The sequence below is a fragment of the Nocardioides sp. genome, assembly GCF_025965415.1.
Taxonomy (GTDB): domain Bacteria; phylum Actinomycetota; class Actinomycetes; order Propionibacteriales; family Nocardioidaceae; genus Nocardioides.
Genome location: NZ_JAOPWY010000169.1, coordinates 1 through 15,182, shown reverse-complemented (window position 1 = coordinate 15,182; position 15,182 = coordinate 1). Strand labels below are relative to the sequence as shown.

Annotated in this window: 12 protein-coding genes and 1 tRNA gene; 6 read left to right on the top strand and 7 right to left on the bottom strand. The window is 70.3% G+C overall.

The features are described 5' to 3' along the window. The 3 genes from JWN97_RS18045 to JWN97_RS21300 form a co-directional block, all read left to right on the top strand. The coding region (locus JWN97_RS18045; RefSeq protein ID WP_297625947.1) for a binary toxin-like calcium binding domain-containing protein at positions 1 to 351 on the top strand (351 nt) is incomplete at its 5' end. 207 nt (positions 352 to 558) lie between these two features. Then, entirely contained in the window at positions 559 to 2,646 is a 2,088-nt protein-coding gene (locus JWN97_RS18040; protein WP_297625938.1) for a binary toxin-like calcium binding domain-containing protein, read from the top strand. A gap of 526 nt (positions 2,647 to 3,172) precedes the next feature. Then, a complete protein-coding gene (locus tag JWN97_RS21300) occupies positions 3,173 to 3,613 on the top strand; it encodes a helix-turn-helix transcriptional regulator (protein WP_363321312.1) in 441 nt (146 codons plus the stop codon). On the opposite strand, the gene JWN97_RS18035 is transcribed toward JWN97_RS21300, so the two are convergent. Beyond that, positions 3,590 to 3,662, bottom strand: a tRNA-Thr gene (locus tag JWN97_RS18035). The genes JWN97_RS21300 and JWN97_RS18035 overlap by 24 nt on opposite strands. 78 nt (positions 3,663 to 3,740) lie before the next feature. Between JWN97_RS18035 and JWN97_RS18030 the strand changes: the two genes are divergently transcribed. Continuing rightward, positions 3,741 to 4,238 carry an OsmC family peroxiredoxin gene (locus JWN97_RS18030; protein WP_297625936.1) on the top strand — a complete coding sequence of 166 codons (498 nt, stop codon included), beginning with the start codon at positions 3,741 to 3,743 and terminating at the stop codon, positions 4,236 to 4,238. A gap of 14 nt (positions 4,239 to 4,252) precedes the next feature. Here JWN97_RS18030 and JWN97_RS18025 read toward each other — a convergent pair whose 3' ends face one another. The 4 genes from JWN97_RS18025 to topA form a co-directional block, all read right to left on the bottom strand. Then, entirely contained in the window at positions 4,253 to 5,809 is a 1,557-nt protein-coding gene (locus JWN97_RS18025) for an alpha/beta hydrolase (protein ID WP_297625933.1), read from the bottom strand. Then, positions 5,806 to 6,963 (bottom strand): DNA polymerase III subunit delta', encoded by a 1,158-nt coding sequence (locus tag JWN97_RS18020; protein ID WP_297625930.1) that lies wholly within the window; start codon positions 6,961 to 6,963, stop codon positions 5,806 to 5,808. Before JWN97_RS18020 ends, JWN97_RS18025 begins: the two co-directional genes overlap by 4 nt. Further along, positions 6,960 to 7,598, bottom strand: coding sequence for a dTMP kinase (tmk, locus tag JWN97_RS18015; protein WP_297625928.1), 639 nt, complete (start codon positions 7,596 to 7,598; stop codon positions 6,960 to 6,962). Before tmk ends, JWN97_RS18020 begins: the two co-directional genes overlap by 4 nt. Positions 7,599 to 7,762: 164 nt before the next feature. Then, positions 7,763 to 10,477, bottom strand: a complete 2,715-nt coding sequence (topA, locus tag JWN97_RS18010; RefSeq protein ID WP_297625925.1) for a type I DNA topoisomerase — start codon at positions 10,475 to 10,477, stop codon at positions 7,763 to 7,765. Between the two features lie 272 nt (positions 10,478 to 10,749). On the opposite strand from topA, the gene JWN97_RS18005 reads away from it, so the two are divergent. Further along, positions 10,750 to 11,541, top strand: a complete 792-nt coding sequence (locus JWN97_RS18005; RefSeq protein WP_297625922.1) for a hypothetical protein — start codon at positions 10,750 to 10,752, stop codon at positions 11,539 to 11,541. On the opposite strand, the gene JWN97_RS18000 is transcribed toward JWN97_RS18005, so the two are convergent. After that, positions 11,536 to 13,017: a class I SAM-dependent methyltransferase gene (locus tag JWN97_RS18000; protein ID WP_297625919.1), complete on the bottom strand. Its 1,482-nt coding sequence runs from the start codon at positions 13,015 to 13,017 to the stop codon at positions 11,536 to 11,538. The two genes, JWN97_RS18005 and JWN97_RS18000, sit on opposite strands and share 6 nt — an antisense overlap. An 84-nt stretch (positions 13,018 to 13,101) precedes the next feature. On the opposite strand from JWN97_RS18000, the gene JWN97_RS17995 reads away from it, so the two are divergent. After that, entirely contained in the window at positions 13,102 to 13,269 is a 168-nt protein-coding gene (locus JWN97_RS17995) for a hypothetical protein (RefSeq protein ID WP_297625917.1), read from the top strand. Between the two features lie 54 nt (positions 13,270 to 13,323). On the opposite strand, the gene JWN97_RS17990 is transcribed toward JWN97_RS17995, so the two are convergent. Beyond that, positions 13,324 to 15,182 (bottom strand): sodium-translocating pyrophosphatase (locus tag JWN97_RS17990; RefSeq protein ID WP_297625914.1); only part of this gene is annotated, 1,859 nt, incomplete at its 5' end.

The following is a 15,182-nucleotide window of genomic DNA, read 5'->3' as shown; positions in this document are numbered from 1 at the left end:
GCCGACGGCCCCGAGGTCAACCAGTTCGGCACCGACCCGAACAAGGTCGACACCGACGGTGACAACATCTCCGACTACGAGGAGATCTACGCCCTCAACTCCGACCCGACCAAGGCCGACACCGACGGCGACGGCCTGAAGGACGGCGAAGAGGTCAACACCTACAACACCGACCCGACCAACTGGGACACCGACGGCGACTCCGTCGGCGACGGCACGGAGATCGCCTACCTGACGGACCCGAACGACACGGACTCCGACGACGACGGCCTCTCCGACCACGAGGAGATCTACACCTACGGCAGCGACCCGAACGACCCGAACGACCCGAACAGCCCCAACACCCCCTGATCCACCAGCACATGCTTGACCTGAGAGGGCGGCACTCCGAGCCGGGGTGCCGCCCCCTCCTCGCTTGCCGCAGCCCGGGAGCCTGCACCGTCCCAGGTTTGCGCATCGTGATGGTCAACACTCCCCGCTGAGCGTCATCTTCGGACGCGAACCAGATCCAGCGGGGCACCGGCCAACCAGCCTCCGACTTCAACCGTTAGGTCTCCCATGAGCTCCAAGCCCAGCCGCCCGATGCGCCTCGTCTTGTCCCTGTCCGCCCTTGCTGTGACCTCCAGCCTGCTGCTCGTCGCCCCCGCGCACGCCGCGGCGATGGTCGACCGGGACCGGGACAAGATGTCTGACAGGTGGGAGCGGGCCAACGGCCTGAACCCCGCCAAGAAGAAGGACGCGAAGAACGACAAGGACCGCGACGGGCTGACCAACCTGGTCGAGTTCCGCACGAAGCTCGACCCGCAGTCCAAGGACACCGACGACGACGGGCTGCGCGACCGAGCCGAGCTGGTGCGGTTCAAGACCAACCCGAAGAACAAGGACACTGACGGTGACCGGCTCCGCGACAAGGCCGAGATCCGGAAGTTCAAGACCGACCCGCTCGTGAAGGACACCGACAGCGACGGTCGTGACGACTACCGCGAGCTCCGCATCGACAAGACCGACCCGCTCGTGAAGGACGAGGTCGTCGTGGTGGTCCCGCCGGTTGATCCCGACACCGACAACGACGGCCTGACCGACTCCGAGGAGCGGACCCGCGGCACCGACCCGACCAAGGCTGACTCCGACGGCGACGGCATCTCTGACGGCGACGAGGTCAAGGTCCACAAGACCGACCCGCTGACGACCGACTCCGACGGTGACGGCCTGAGCGACGGCGAAGAGGTCGCCCTGTTCAAGACCGACCCGACCAAGGCTGACTCCGACGGTGACGGTCGCAGCGACCTCACTGAGGTGCAGCAGGGATCCGACCCGAACGTCGTCGACGACGTCCCGGCCTACCTGGTCGACTCCGACAACGACGGCCTCAACAACGCCGAGGAGGCCGACTTCGGGACCGACCCGAACAAGGCCGACACCGATGACGACGGCCTGGGCGACCGCATCGAGGCCTTCTACTCCGGCACCGACCCGCTGAAGGCCGACACCGACGGCGACGACCTCACCGACGGCTCCGAGTTCTACACCCACTACACCGACCCGTTGGTCGTCGACACCGACGAGGACGGCCTGGACGACGGCGACGAGGTCAACACCTACGGCTCCAGCCCCGTCGAGAACGACACCGACCACGACAACCTCCTCGACGGCGACGAGGTCAACACCTACGGCACCGACCCGACGAAGGAGGACACGGACGGCGACACGCTCCGCGACGGTCACGAGGTCCAGTTCTACGACACCGACCCGACCAAGGCCGACACCGATGGCGACACCCTCACCGACGGTGAGGAGGTCGACGGCATCGAGGTCGGCGACCAGACCTACTACTCCGACCCGACCAAGACGGACACCGATGGCGACACGCTGAGTGACGACGCCGAGGTCAACACCTACGGCACCGACCCGCAGTACGCCGACTCCGAGAACGACGGCCTCGACGACAACGTCGAGCTCGACCTCGGCACCGACCCACTCAACTGGGACACCGACGGCGATGAGGTCTCCGACGGCGATGAGGTGAACGGTCGGGAGAACCCGATCGGCGTCATCTATGTCTCCAACCCGAAGCTCGTCGACACCGACGGCGACGGCCTGACCGACAGCCAGGAGCACTACGGCATCAGCCTCAACCTCGGACCGTGGACCGACCCGTCCGCCTCGGACACCGACGGCGACCAGCTCAACGACGGCGACGAGGTCAACGGAACCGACCGCAACGGCCGGATCAACTACTCCGACCCGACGAAGTTCGACACCGATGGCGACCAGCTCAACGACGGCAACGAGGTCGACCTCTATGCCACCGACCCGCAGCTTCCCGACACCGACGCGGACGGCCTCGGCGACTGGGACGAGATCTGGGCTGAGACAGACCCCAACGACTACGACACCGATGGCGACGACGCCTCCGACGGCTGGGAGGTCAACGGCGTCACGTACGGCCGCGACGGCCGCACGTACACCTCCGACCCGCATGTCCAGGACACCGACGGTGACGGCCTGGGCGACTGGTCCGAGTTCACCCACGAGGCGGACCCGCGCGACACCGACACCGACGACGACGGCTACACCGACAAGGAAGAGGTCGACGCCGGCTCCGACCCGACCAACGCTGGCTCGCAGCCGGTGATCGTCCCCTGACCTGCGACTGAGCCACACCTGAAAGGGCGGCACCTGGGCGACCGGGTGCCGCCCTTTCGTCGCGCCCGGGCCGGGAGCGCGAACCACCTGCGGTTTGCGCATCGTGCAGTGCAACACCACCCGCCGTATGCCCGTCACTACGTGATGACAGGTCCGCAAGCCGAGAGGGCCACCGTGACCACCACCACCGATCCGGCGGTGCACGCCTCCTCGGGCATGACGCCTCCGACCGTCCCCCTGCCGAAATTAGTACTTCGCTGAAACGGCGAGCGCGACGCCGCGCGAAGCGGACGCGTGGTCGGAGGGACGGACGCATTGGCCGCCGAAACCCTGTATGGCCTGATCGTCGAGCACACCCGGCAAGCCACTGAACGTGTCGTCTTCCAGGCTCTTGGGAAGGCACAGGCGACGCCTCAGCTGTCCACATTACGGACCCCAGAACGAGGACCGAAACTGCGGAGTGTCATAGCAGGCGATCGGCGGCACCCCGTCTCGGCAGATCTCACAAGCGCGCTAGCGGCCATGCATGCCAGCCGATGAGGGCCGAACAGCGACGGGTCGTCTCCTGCTGTGCGCTCAGATTCGCGCGCGCCGCACCCGCGCTGGCCTGCAGCTGGCCGAACTGGCCGACCTCGCCGACATCAGCCAGACCTATCTCAGCGAGATCGAGCGGGGCTACAGGCCTGAAGTCCCGCAGGGCGCACGACGATGGCTAGCTCGATGCGTCCCTTACCTCCGCGCACGGTGTGGGTACTTCTGCAATGAGCGGAGTACCCAGAGCATGAGGCAAGGATTCGCACCACCGATTTCCGCACGAGGTCGGACAATCCGCAGCAGTCCACGCACGTCCAGGGAGGTTCGCCATGACCACTCGCTACGCGTCACCAGACCCCGTCAGGGGAACGCAGAGACGCCCCGGGGTCTCGGGTCCCCGGGGCGTCGGAGCCGCCTGTCAGAATCGAACTGACGACCTAGTCATAACGAGTGACTCGCTCTACCGACTGAGCTAAGGCGGCGTGGTCCGCCGAGCGTGCTCGATGGACCGCGGGCAACTATACGGAGAGCGCTGGCCCGGACAGAAATCCGGGGGGTGGGTGGCACCGGATACGTTCGCAACCTCACGCATCCACCACATCCCAGGAGACAAGACGCCCACTCGCACCGCACGCACGGCCTGGAACGGCGGCCTCCAGGACGGCTCCGGCCAGGTCGAGCTCACCAGCTCCGGCGTGGGCACCTTCGACGTGTCGTTCCCGAAGCGTGCAGCCGACGACGCCGACGGGACCACCAGTCCCGAGGAGCTCGTCGCCGCCGCGCACTCGGCCTGCTACGCGATGTCGCTGTCCAACCTCGCTGTGGAGGCGGGCGGCACCGTGCACTCGCTCGACGTGTCCGCCGCGGTGACGCTCGGTCCCGACGAGGACGCCGGCGGCTTCAAGCTCACCGGCATCGTGCTGACCGTGCGCGGCGAGGTCGAGGGCCTCGACGACGCCGCGTTCAAGGAGGCGGCCGACAAGGCGAAGGCCGGCTGCCCGATCAGCAAGGCGCTCGCCGGGGTCGACATCACGCTCGACGCCGCACTCGAGGGCTGAGACGGACCTCCGCCTCAGCAGCGGGTCGGGTCGTCCGGGACAGTCCCGTCGATCAGGTAGTCCTCGACGATCGAGTCGATGCACTCGTTGCCGGAGTTGTACGCCGTGTGGCCGTCACCGTCGCGCTCGACGAGCACGCCCGACTCGAGCTGCGCGGCCAGCGCCTGCGCCCACTTCAGCGGCGTCGCGGGGTCGCGGGTGGTGCCGAGCACCAGGATCGGCGCGGCGCCCTCGCCGCGGATGTCGAGCGGCTTCTCGCTCGACGTGACCTGGACGCCGGCGCACCCGGTCATCGCCCAGGCGAAGATGCGGCCGAAGGTGGGCGAGGCCTCCTCGAAGGCGGGGTAGAGCGACGGCACGTCCTCGGCCTTCACCGCGGCCGGGTCGTCGAGGCAGTTGATCGCATAGTTGGCCTCCATCGAGTTGTCGGCGTAGGACCCGTCGGGGTTGCGCGAGGCGTAGGCGTCCGACAGCTGCATCAGCGCCGAGCCCTTGCCCTCGAGCGCGGAGGCCAGCGCGGTGCTCAGCAGGAACCAGTAGTCGCGGTTGTAGAGCGGCGTGACGATGCCGTAGAACGCGTTGCCGACCGCGAGCTCGCGGTCGCCCGCGGGCAGCGGCTCTTCCTCGATCGACGCCAGCAGGTCGGTGATCGTGGCGAGCCCCTCGTCGACGCTGTCGCCGAGGAAGCAGTTGTCGGTCGAGTCGAGGCAGTTCTGCACGTAGGCGCGCAGCGCGGTCTCGAAGCCCGCCGCCTGGTCGGTCGCCATAGTGGTCGGGTCGAGGGCCACGTCGACGGCGCCGTCGAGGACGAGGCGGCCGACCTTGTCGGGGAAGAGCTCGGCATAGGTCGCACCCAGCTCCGTGCCGTACGACGCCCCGAGGTAGGTCAGCTGCTCCTCGCCGAGCGCCGAGCGCAGGACGTCCATGTCGCGCGCCGCCTCGATCGTGCTGACGTGGCCGAGGATCGGGCCGGAGCCGGCCTTGCAGGCGGCGCCGTAGTCCTGGACCGAGTCCTCGTACTGCGCGACCTCGGCGGGGTCGTCCGGTGTCGGGTCGCCGGCCATGTAGGCGTCGAGCTCGGCGTCGCTCAGGCAGTCGATCGGGTCGGAGGCGCCGGTGCCGCGCGGGTCGAAGCCCACGACGTCGAAGCTCTGCAGCAGCGGCTCGCGGAAGACCCGCCCGGCCGCTTCGGCGTACGACGTCCCGCGGGCGCCGGGGCCGCCGGGGTTGACCACCATCGAGCCGACGCGCGCGCCGCTCGCGGGCACCCGCAGCAGCGCGAGCTCGAGGGTCTCGCCCTGCGGCTCGGCGTAGTCGATCGGCACGGTGAGGGTGCCGCAGTCGTGGTCGGCGTTGGTCTCGCACGGCGACCAGTCGATGCGCTGGGAGTAGAAGTCGGCGAGCGCGGGCTCGGGCGGCTGCGTCACGGTGGCCGGCGGTGGCGTGGTCGGCGACGGCGTGCGCCGCACGCTCGGCGGGTAGGACTCACCGCCCTGCAGCGCCAGGCCGATCGCGACGAACGTCGTCAGGGCCAGGGCGAACACCGCGATGAGGGCGAGGGCCTTCTTCACTGACGACCTCCGGGCAGTCGCAGGGCGACCGCCATCGACTCGAGCGCCAGCTGTGGCGGCACGTTGAACTCCAGCATCTGTTCGCGGGCGGTGAAGATCGCGTCGATCATCCGCACCAGCTGCTCGGGTGACGCGGCGCGGGCGAGGACGGCGACGTCGCCGCGCAGCTCCTCGTTGACCAGCAGGCCCGGAGCGCCCACGGCGAGGGCGATCGCGTCGCGGTAGACCGAGACGAGGTCCATCAGCGCCCGGTCGATGACGTCGAGGACGCGCCGCTTGGCCTTCTGCTTCTGGAGCTTCTCCAGCGAGCCGAGAGCCGCCCGGTAGGACCGGCTGGCGAGGTCCTTGCGCTCGGACCCGAAGATCGCCTGCAGGTCCTTGAGCTCACGCTGCTCCGTCTCGACCGTGATCGCCTCCGTCTCCTCCTTGGCCAGGTCGTTGAGGTTGGTGGCTGCCGTCATGCAGCTGCCGATGCTCGTCAGCCTCGCCGGCAGCGACACGATCTCGCGGCGGCGGGTCCGCGTGCCCTCGTCGACGCAGAGCGCCCGGGCCCGGCCGATGTGCCCCTGGCTGGCGCGGGCGGCGAAGGACGCCACGGTGGGATCGATCCCGGTCCTGACGAGGAAGTCGGTGATCTGCTCTCCGGTGGGGGTGGACAAGGTGACGTGGCGCGAGCGCGACGCGATCGTCGGCAGCACGTCGGCGCGGGTCGGCGCGCACAGCAGCCAGACCGTCTTGGGCGTCGGCTCCTCGATGGCCTTGAGCAGCGCGTTGCCGGTCCGGGGGTTCTCGGGCGTGCCCAGCCGGTCGGCGTCCTCGATCACGACGATCTGCCACCGCCCGATGGACGGGAACTTCGCGGCCGCCTGCACCAGGTCGCGCATGTCGTCGACATAGAGGACCGACGTCTCGGACTTGACCCACTTGATGTCGGGGTGGGAGCCGCTGATGCCGAGGCGACAGGCCTCGCACGTCCCGCAGCCCGTACGGCTCTCGCACTGCAGCGCTGTTGCGAAGGCCCGGGCCACGTTGGACCGTCCCGACCCGGGCGGGCCGGTGAAGAGCCAGGCGTGGGTCATCCCCTCACCGGCGGCGGCGTGGCGGAGCGTCTCCAGGACGGACTCCTGGCCCACCAGGTCGTCCCAGACGCTCATGCCCGCTCCAGCAACGGCGCGACGCGCTCCTGGATCGCGCTCGCGATCTCCTCGATCTCGGCGCGGGCGTCGAGGACGACGTAGTGGTCGGGGTCGGCGGCCGCGAGGTCGAGGAAGCCCTGGCGCACCCGCTGGTGGAACTCCAGCGACTGCCCCTCGATCCGGTCGCGCTCGTCGAAGCGGCCGAGCCCCGCCTCCGGCGCCAGGTCGAGCACGACGGTGAGGTGCGGGCGCAGGTCGTGCGTGGCCCAGCGGGCCACGGCCTCGACCTCGGCGACGTCGAGCGTGCGGCCGGCACCCTGGTAGGCCCGGGTCGAGTCGACGTAGCGGTCGGTGATCACCACCTCGTCGCGGTCGAGCGCGGGCACCACGACGTGGTCGACGTGCTCGGCCTTGTCGGCGGCGTAGAGCAGGGCCTCGGTGCGGTCGGACAGCTCGCCGGTGGCCGGGTCGAGCACGATCCGCCGCAGCTCCTTGCCGACCTCGGTGTCGCCGGGCTCGAAGGTGAGCAGCACGGTGTGGCCCCGCTCGACCAGCCAGTCGCGCAGCAGCGTCGACTGGGTGGACTTGCCGGCCCCCTCGCCCCCCTCGAAGCAGACGAAGAGGCCGTGCTCTGAGAAGACGCCGGCGCTCACGTCGCACACCCTACGGGCGGGCGCCCACACTCCGTACCCGAGCGTCCGGGTCACGCGGTCGAGCGGACCGAACGACCGGAGGCCGGGCCGATCCACGCGTGCGCGCGACGGCGTACTGCCCCTTCGGTCCGTACGACGGCGGAGCCGGGTCAGCCGGCGTCGAGCTAGGACTTCTTGGCCGCAGCCTTCTTGGGCGTCTTCTTCGCAGCGGTCTTCTTCGCAGCGGTCTTCTTGGCGGCCGTCTTCTTCGCGGGAGCCTTCTTCGCGCCCTTCTTGGCCGTCTTCTTGGCCGGGCCGCGCTGGCGCCGCTCCTCGAGCAGCTCGGCAGCGCGCTCGAGGGTGATCGACTCGACGGTGTCGTCCTTGCGAAGCGTGGCGTTGAACTCGCCGTCGGTGACGTACTCGCCGAAGCGACCCGCCTTCACCACGACCGGCTGGCCGGAGACGGGGTCGTTGCCGAGCTCCTTGAGCGGCGGCGTCGCCGCCCCGCGACCGCGCGCCTTGGGCTGGGCGTAGATCGCCTTGGCCTGGTCGAGGGTGATGTCGAAGATCTGGTCCTCGCTGGTGAGCGAGCGCGAGTCGGTGCCCTTCTTGAGGTAGGGCCCGTAGCGACCGTTCTGCGCGGTGATCTCGGTGCCGTCCTCGTCGGTGCCGACCACCCGCGGGAGGTCGAGCAGCTTGACGGCCTCCTCGAGCGAGACGGTGTCGAGGGTCATCGACTTGAAGAGCGAGCCGGTGCGCGGCTTGGCGCTCTTGGGCGCGTCCTCGGGCAGCAGCTCGGTGACGTAGGGGCCGAAGCGGCCGTTCTTGGCGACGATCTGGAGACCTGTGTCGGGGTGGTTGCCCACGACCTGCTCCTCGCCGGCCGGGTTGGCGAGCAGCTCGCGGGCCTTGGCCACGGTCAGCTCGTCGGGCGGCAGGTCGTCGGGGACGTTGGCGCGGATCGGGGCGCCCTCGCCCTCCTCGGGCGGCGGCCCCTCGACGTACGGGCCGTAGCGGCCGACGCGGAGGTTGATCTGGTCCTCCGGCGTGCCGATCGCGAAGGTCGCCATCTCCTTGGCGTCGATGTCGCCGAGGTCGGTGACCAGCGTCTTGAGGCCGACGACCTCGCCGGCGCCGTAGTAGAACTCGCCGAGCTCGGTCGCACGGTCGCGCTGGCCGTTGGCGATCTCGTCGAGCACGTCCTCCATCGAGGCGGTGAACTCATAGGACACCTGGCGCGGGAAGTGCTCCTCGAGCAGCCGGATCACCGAGAAGGCGAGCCACGCGGGGACGAGCGCGGTGCCCTTCTTGTAGACGTAGCCGCGGTTGAGGATGGTGCCGATGATCGAGGCGTACGTCGACGGGCGGCCGATCTCGCGGTCCTCGAGCTCCTTGATCAGCGTCGCCTCGGTGTAGCGCGACGGCGGCTTGGTCTCGTGGCCCTCGGGGGTCAGCGTCGCGGCCGACACCGCGGCCCCCTCGGTCAGGTTGGGCAGGCGGGTCTCGGCGTCGTCGCGACGCTTGGACGCGTCGTCGATGTCCTCGACGTAGGCCTTGAGGAAGCCGTGGAAGGTGATCGTGCGACCGCTGGAGCTGAAGACCACGTCGCGACCGTCGGCCGCGGCGCCGCCGATGCGGATCGTGACCGAGTTGCCGACCGCGTCCTTCATCTGCGAGGCGACGGTGCGCATCCAGATCAGCTCGTAGAGGCGGAACTGCTCCCCGGAGAGGCCGGTCTGGGCGGGCGTGCGGAACGACTCGCCTGCCGGGCGGATCGCCTCGTGCGCCTCCTGGGCGTTCTTGACCTTGGAGGCATAGGTGCGCGGCGAGTCCGGCAGGTATTCAGCGCCGTACAGCTCACGGACCTGGTCGCGCGCCGCACCGACCGCGCCGCCCGAGAGCGTCGTGGAGTCGGTGCGCATGTAGGTGATGTAGCCGTTCTCGTAGAGCCGCTGCGCGACCGACATCGTCACGCTCGCGCTCATGCCGAGCTTGCGGCTGGCCTCCTGCTGCAGCGTGGTGGTGCGGAAGGGGGCGTACGGCGAGCGGCGGTAGGGCTTGGACTCGACCGAGCGGACGTCGTACGACGTGTCGCTGAGGCCGGCGGCCAGCGTCTCGGCGTCGGCGCGGGAGAGGTGGACGCGCTCGCCCTTGCCCTTGGGCACACCGGTGTTGTCGAAGTCGGAGCCGCGGGCGACGCGCACGGCGTCGACGCTGTAGAGCTTGGCGGGAAACATCCGCGGGTCGTGGCCGGTGCCGGCGTCGAAGGTGGCGTCGAGGTCCCAGTAGGAGGCGACGCGGAACTTCATCCGCTCGCGCTCCCGGTCGACCACCAGGCGGGTCGCCACCGACTGCACGCGGCCGGCGGAGAGGCCGGACATGACTTTCTTCCACAGCACCGGAGAGACCTCGTAGCCGTAGAGGCGGTCGAGGATGCGGCGCGCCTCCTGGGCCTCGACGAGGTCGTCGTTGATCTCGCGCGGGTTCTCGACCGCGGCCAGGATCGCGGCCTTGGTGATCTCGTGGAAGACCATCCGGTGGACCGGCAGGCCCTTCGGCGGCTTGAGCTCGTCGAGGAGGTGCCAGGCGATGGCCTCGCCCTCGCGGTCCTCATCGGTGGCGAGGTAGAGGGCGTCGGCTTCCTTGACCAGCTTCTTCAGCTTGGCGATGTGGCTCTTCTTGTCGCGCGGCACGACGTAGTAGGGCTCGAACCCGTTGTCGACGTCGACGGCCAGCCGACCCCAGGGCTTGTCCTTGATCTTGGCCGGGGTGTCCGCGGCGTTGTTGGGCAGGTCGCGGATGTGACCGATCGAGGACTCGACGACGTAGTCCTTGCCGAGGTAGCCGCCGATGGTGCGGGCCTTGGCCGGGGACTCGACGATGACGAGCTTTGCCACTTCAGATTGCTCCCTCTGTTGCTTCCAGCGCCGCAACCGTAGCGCCACATCCACACTTCGCCACCCCGGGCGACGTTCGGGGCCCCGCGTGGACTACGTCCACTTGCCCCGAGATTCCGGTCTGGACCGGGCGGGTCGGACCACTTTCGCACCCCTCGCCTGTGAATGACGGCCCCTGGACGGCGACCTGTGGACAACTCGGTCCCGCTGTCGGCGGGCGTCGGGACGGTGGTGGTCACGCCCACGACTCCCACCCATCCCTGGAGGACCCGATGCTCGACCACCGCTACGCCGACGACCTGCTCTGGCCCGACCGGCGCGACCGCCTCTCCGACGCCGGGCGGCTCAGCCACCTCGTCTTCGTCGACGGGCGCCTCGTCGACGCGTGGAGCGAGCGGGTCGAGGACAGCACCTACGCCGACGTCGCCCGCCGCCACGACGAGGACAGCCGCCCGCAGGTGCTGCAGAGCCCACCGCCCCTCCCCCGCCACGTGCAGGCCCTGCGCTGGCTGGACTGCGTCGCCGGCAGCCGCGAGGACCTCCTGGCGATGACCGCCTCCCCGGTGGCGCTCCCGCGCCTGCGCGACCACCTCGACCCGGTGGCCGACGAGCCCTGGCTGGTCGCTGACGAGCTGCTCACCGACCTGCGCGAGTCGATGCTCCCGTCCGATCTGGCCGCGCCGCTGCGCGAGTGCCTGCTGCTGGTGCGCGACCGGTTGCCCGAGCTCGCGGAGCGGATGACACCCGCCCGGCTCGCCGCGGGTGTCGCGTGGGTGGTCGGCAAGGCCAACGCCGCCATCGGTCCGGAGGGCCCGGTGACCCAGGTCCGGATCGCCGACCACCTCGGCACGACGTCACTGAACGCCTGCGGCACCCAGGTGCTCGGCCACGTGCGCCGCCTCGGCTGGGACAGTGCCCGGCCCTGGGCCTCCGGGGCGCCGGCGCTCGTGGCGGTCGGGCGGGTGGAGCTGCTGTCCGCGACGGTGCGGCGCGACCTCGTCGAGCTGCGGGACCGGTCGCTCACGGAGGAGGCGAGGTCCTGCGACACCGCACCGGCCCTATGAGCCGGCGGCGCCGACCTCGAGGAAGCCCTCGCCCAGCAGCTCGCGCACCACCGGGAGGTAGGTGGTCCGCAGCTGGTCGGCGTCGGTGTCGGTGAGCTGCCCCAGCGCACCGAAGAGCTGCCCGACGCTCAGGTCGCCATCGCACGCACCGACGAACGCGGCCTCGATCGTGTCGGCGGTGCGCGCCCGGCGGAAGCCCCGCTGCTGGCGCAGGACGATCGCCTCCGGGTCCTCGGCCCCGGGCCGGCCCACGGTCTCCTGCTGCACGTCCTCGCGGGCGCGCAGGGTGCTCGCCACGAGGGCGTCGTCGGTCAGCGCGCGCAGGTCGGTGACCGCGGTGCCCCAGGCGTGGATCGCCGGGCCGATCGGCTGCTCGACGTCGTACGGCCACTCGATCAGCTCGTGCCGACCCCCGCCGCCCAGGCGGACGTTGATCCAACCGAAGCCGATGCCCTCGACGCCGGTCTCCTCCAGCCACGAGAGCCAGGTGTCGTAGCGCTGGGCGTAGTCCGGCCCGCCGTGGTGGCCGCTGTCCTTGAGCCACAGCTCGACGTACGCCGCCGGGTCCAGGGTCTCGCGCTGCACGACGAGCGCGTCGCAGTCCTCGCGCAGCCACGAGCCGATCCGCTCGTCCCACGGCGTGCCGTCGGCGATCGCCCAGTTGGCGAGCACCTGCAGCCAGCCACCGTCGGTGAGGTGGTCGGGACCGGTCCGCACGATGTGCTCGACCACCCGGTCACCGGGCAGGCCGGAGTCGCGGTAGACGAGGCGCTCGCCGGTCGCCGGGGAGATCACGAACGGCGGGTTGGTGGAGATCAGGTCGAAGCGCTCCCCCGCCACCGGCTCGAAGAAGGAGCCGTCGCGCACGTCGACGTCGACGCCGTTGAGCTCGGCGTTGAGCCGGGTCATCCAGAGGGCGCGGGTGTTGACGTCCGTCGCGACGACCCGGTCGGCGTGGGTGGCGAGGTGGAGCGCCTGGACCCCGCAGCCGGTGCCGAGGTCGAGCGCGGAGCCCACCGGCTCGCGCATGGTGAGCTGGGCGAGGCTGGTCGAGGCGCTCGAAATGCCCAGCACGTGGTCGCGCCCGACCGCGACCGGCGCCCCGTCGAGCCCCGGCGTCAGGTCGGAGACGACCCAGAGGTCGCGGTCCTCACCCGCCTCGGAGGTGGCGTAGGGACGGCAGTCCATCCGGGCGGCGACCTCGCTGACGCTCTGCTCGAGCAGGCCGGCGTTGCAGAGCTGGTCGACCAGTCCGGGGAGTGCCCGGTCGGCGGCCTCCCGGCTCACCGGGGTCTGCAGCAGGAAGAGCCGGACCAGGGAGTCGAGCGGTCCGCCCGACGTCGTACGCCGCAGGGCCGGGAGCGTCTCGTTGCGACCGAGGGCGCGGTGCGCCTCCTGGCCGATCGCCTTGGCGACCCGGTCGTAGGTGAAGTCGGCGGCGAGCAGGGCGTCGCGCAGGGGCCCGGTGAAGTCCATGGCGCAAGCGTCGCAGAGTCCCCCACCCGGACGTCACGGGGAATCCCAGGTGCCCGTGGCCCCGAGGTCGATCACGACCCCCAGATGGTGCGGCTCTTCGACCTGGAGTGGCGGCTGTCGGAGATCTGGTCCTTCAGCCAGTGGCTGCGGGGTCCGCACGTCGGGGACGCCGACGACCACACCGCGCTTGGCGGCCTCACCGAGGAGCTGACCCCTCCCCACGTCGACGAGCGTCGAGGTCGCCGGACATGACAGCGGCCCGCCACCCCCGGAGGGAGTGACGGGCCGCTGACGTCGTACGTGCGGTCAGGCGTTGTGCGGGTCAGGCGTGTGGTGCGGGGTGAACGACGACGAGCCGGTGTTGTCACCGTCGTCGTTGATCGCGACCTCGCGCCGCTTGGAGATGATCACCGCGGCGGCGATGATCGCGACCGCGACCACCGCGATGATGACGCGCAGGGCGTCGTTCTGGTCCTGGCCGACGCTCAGGGAGACGACCGCGCTCGCGATGAGCAGCGAGACGAGGTTCATCACCTTGATGAGCGGGTTGATGGCCGGGCCGGCGGTGTCCTTGAAGGGGTCGCCGACGGTGTCACCGATGATGGTGGCCTCGTGGGCTCCCGAGCCCTTGCCGCCGTGGTGGCCGTCCTCGACGAGCTTCTTGGCGTTGTCCCACGCGCCACCGGCGTTGGCCAGGAAGACGGCCATGAGCGTGCCGGTGCCGATGGCTCCGGCGAGGAAGCCGGCCAGCGCGGTCGCGCCGAGGCCGAAGCCCACGGCGATCGGCGCCATCACGGCCAGGATGCCGGGCGTCACCAGCTCGCGCAGCGAGTCCTTGGTGACGATGTCCACGACCTTGCCGTACTCCGGACGGCCGGTGCCCTCCATGATGCCGGGGATCTCGCGGAACTGGCGGCGGACCTCCATCACGACCGCGCCGGCAGCGCGGGCCACGGCGTTGATCGCCAGGCCGGAGAAGAGGAACACCACGGCCGCACCGAGCAGCACGCCGACGATGACCGCCGGGTTGAAGACGCTGAAGTCCAGCAGGTAGGCCTCGTCGAGCGCGACGTTGGCCTCCGCCAGCGACTCGAACACCGACGTGGCGTACGAGCCGAACAGCGCGGTGGCGGCGAGCACGGCGGTCGCGATCGCGATGCCCTTGGTGATCGCCTTGGTCGTGTTGCCCACGGCGTCGAGCTCGGAGAGGATCTGAGCGTCCGCGGGGCTGACGTCGCCCGACATCTCGGCGATGCCCTGGGCGTTGTCGGAGACCGGGCCGAAGGTGTCCATCGCGACGATGACGCCGACCGTGGTCAGCAGGCCGCAACCGGCCAGCGCCACCGCGAACAGCGAGACCGTGAGGGCCGCGCCGCCGAGGAGGTAGGCGCCGAAGACCGCCGCACCGATGACCAGGGTGGTGTAGACCGCCGACTCGAAGCCGACCGACAGGCCCGCCAGGATGACGGTCGCCGCACCGGTGAGCGAGGTCTTGCCGACATCCTTGACCGGGCGGTACTCGGTGCCGGTGTAGTAGCCGGTGAGGGCCAGGATGCCCGCGGACATCACGATGCCGATGACGACGGCGGAGGCCGCGATGAAGCGGGGGTCGCCCTCGGCGCCGGCCAGTCCCTCGCCGACGTTGGTGAACTCGGCGAAGCTGCCCGGGAGGTAGAGGTACGACAGCACGATGCTCGCCACCGCCGCGATGGCCGAGGAGAGGTAGAACGACTTGTTGATCGTCGTCAGGCCGTTCTCGTCCGCCTTGGGCTTGGTCAGGTAGACACCCGCCACCGCGGTGAGGGCACCGATGGCCGGGATGAGCAGCGGGAAGACCAGGCCCTTGTCACCGAAGGCCTGCGAGCCGAGGATCAGCGCGGCGACCAGCGTGACGGCGTACGACTCGAAGAGGTCGGCGGCCATGCCGGCGCAGTCGCCGACGTTGTCGCCGACGTTGTCGGCGATGGTCGCGGCGTTGCGCGCGTCGTCCTCGGGGATGCCCTGCTCGACCTTGCCGACCAGGTCGGCACCGACGTCGGCCGCCTTGGTGAAGATGCCGCCGCCCACTCGCATGAACATCGCGAGCAGCGCGGCACCGAAGCCGAAGCCCTCCAGGACGTGGGCGGCCTCGTCCTTGAACAGCAGGACGACGAGGCTGGCGCCGA

What these genes read in the sequence shown, in the direction of transcription:
- JWN97_RS21300 (WP_363321312.1), top strand. Translation starts at nt 3,173, where the DNA reads ATGCCAGCCGATGAGGGCCGAACAGCGACGGGTCGTCTCCTGCTGTGC.
- JWN97_RS17995 (WP_297625917.1), top strand. Translation starts at nt 13,102, where the DNA reads ATGGTGCGGCTCTTCGACCTGGAGTGGCGGCTGTCGGAGATCTGGTCC.
- JWN97_RS18000 (WP_297625919.1), bottom strand. Translation starts at nt 13,017, where the DNA reads ATGGACTTCACCGGGCCCCTGCGCGACGCCCTGCTCGCCGCCGACTTC.
- JWN97_RS18020 (WP_297625930.1), bottom strand. Translation starts at nt 6,963, where the DNA reads ATGAGCGTCTGGGACGACCTGGTGGGCCAGGAGTCCGTCCTGGAGACG.
- JWN97_RS18005 (WP_297625922.1), top strand. Translation starts at nt 10,750, where the DNA reads ATGCTCGACCACCGCTACGCCGACGACCTGCTCTGGCCCGACCGGCGC.
- JWN97_RS18040 (WP_297625938.1), top strand. Translation starts at nt 559, where the DNA reads ATGAGCTCCAAGCCCAGCCGCCCGATGCGCCTCGTCTTGTCCCTGTCC.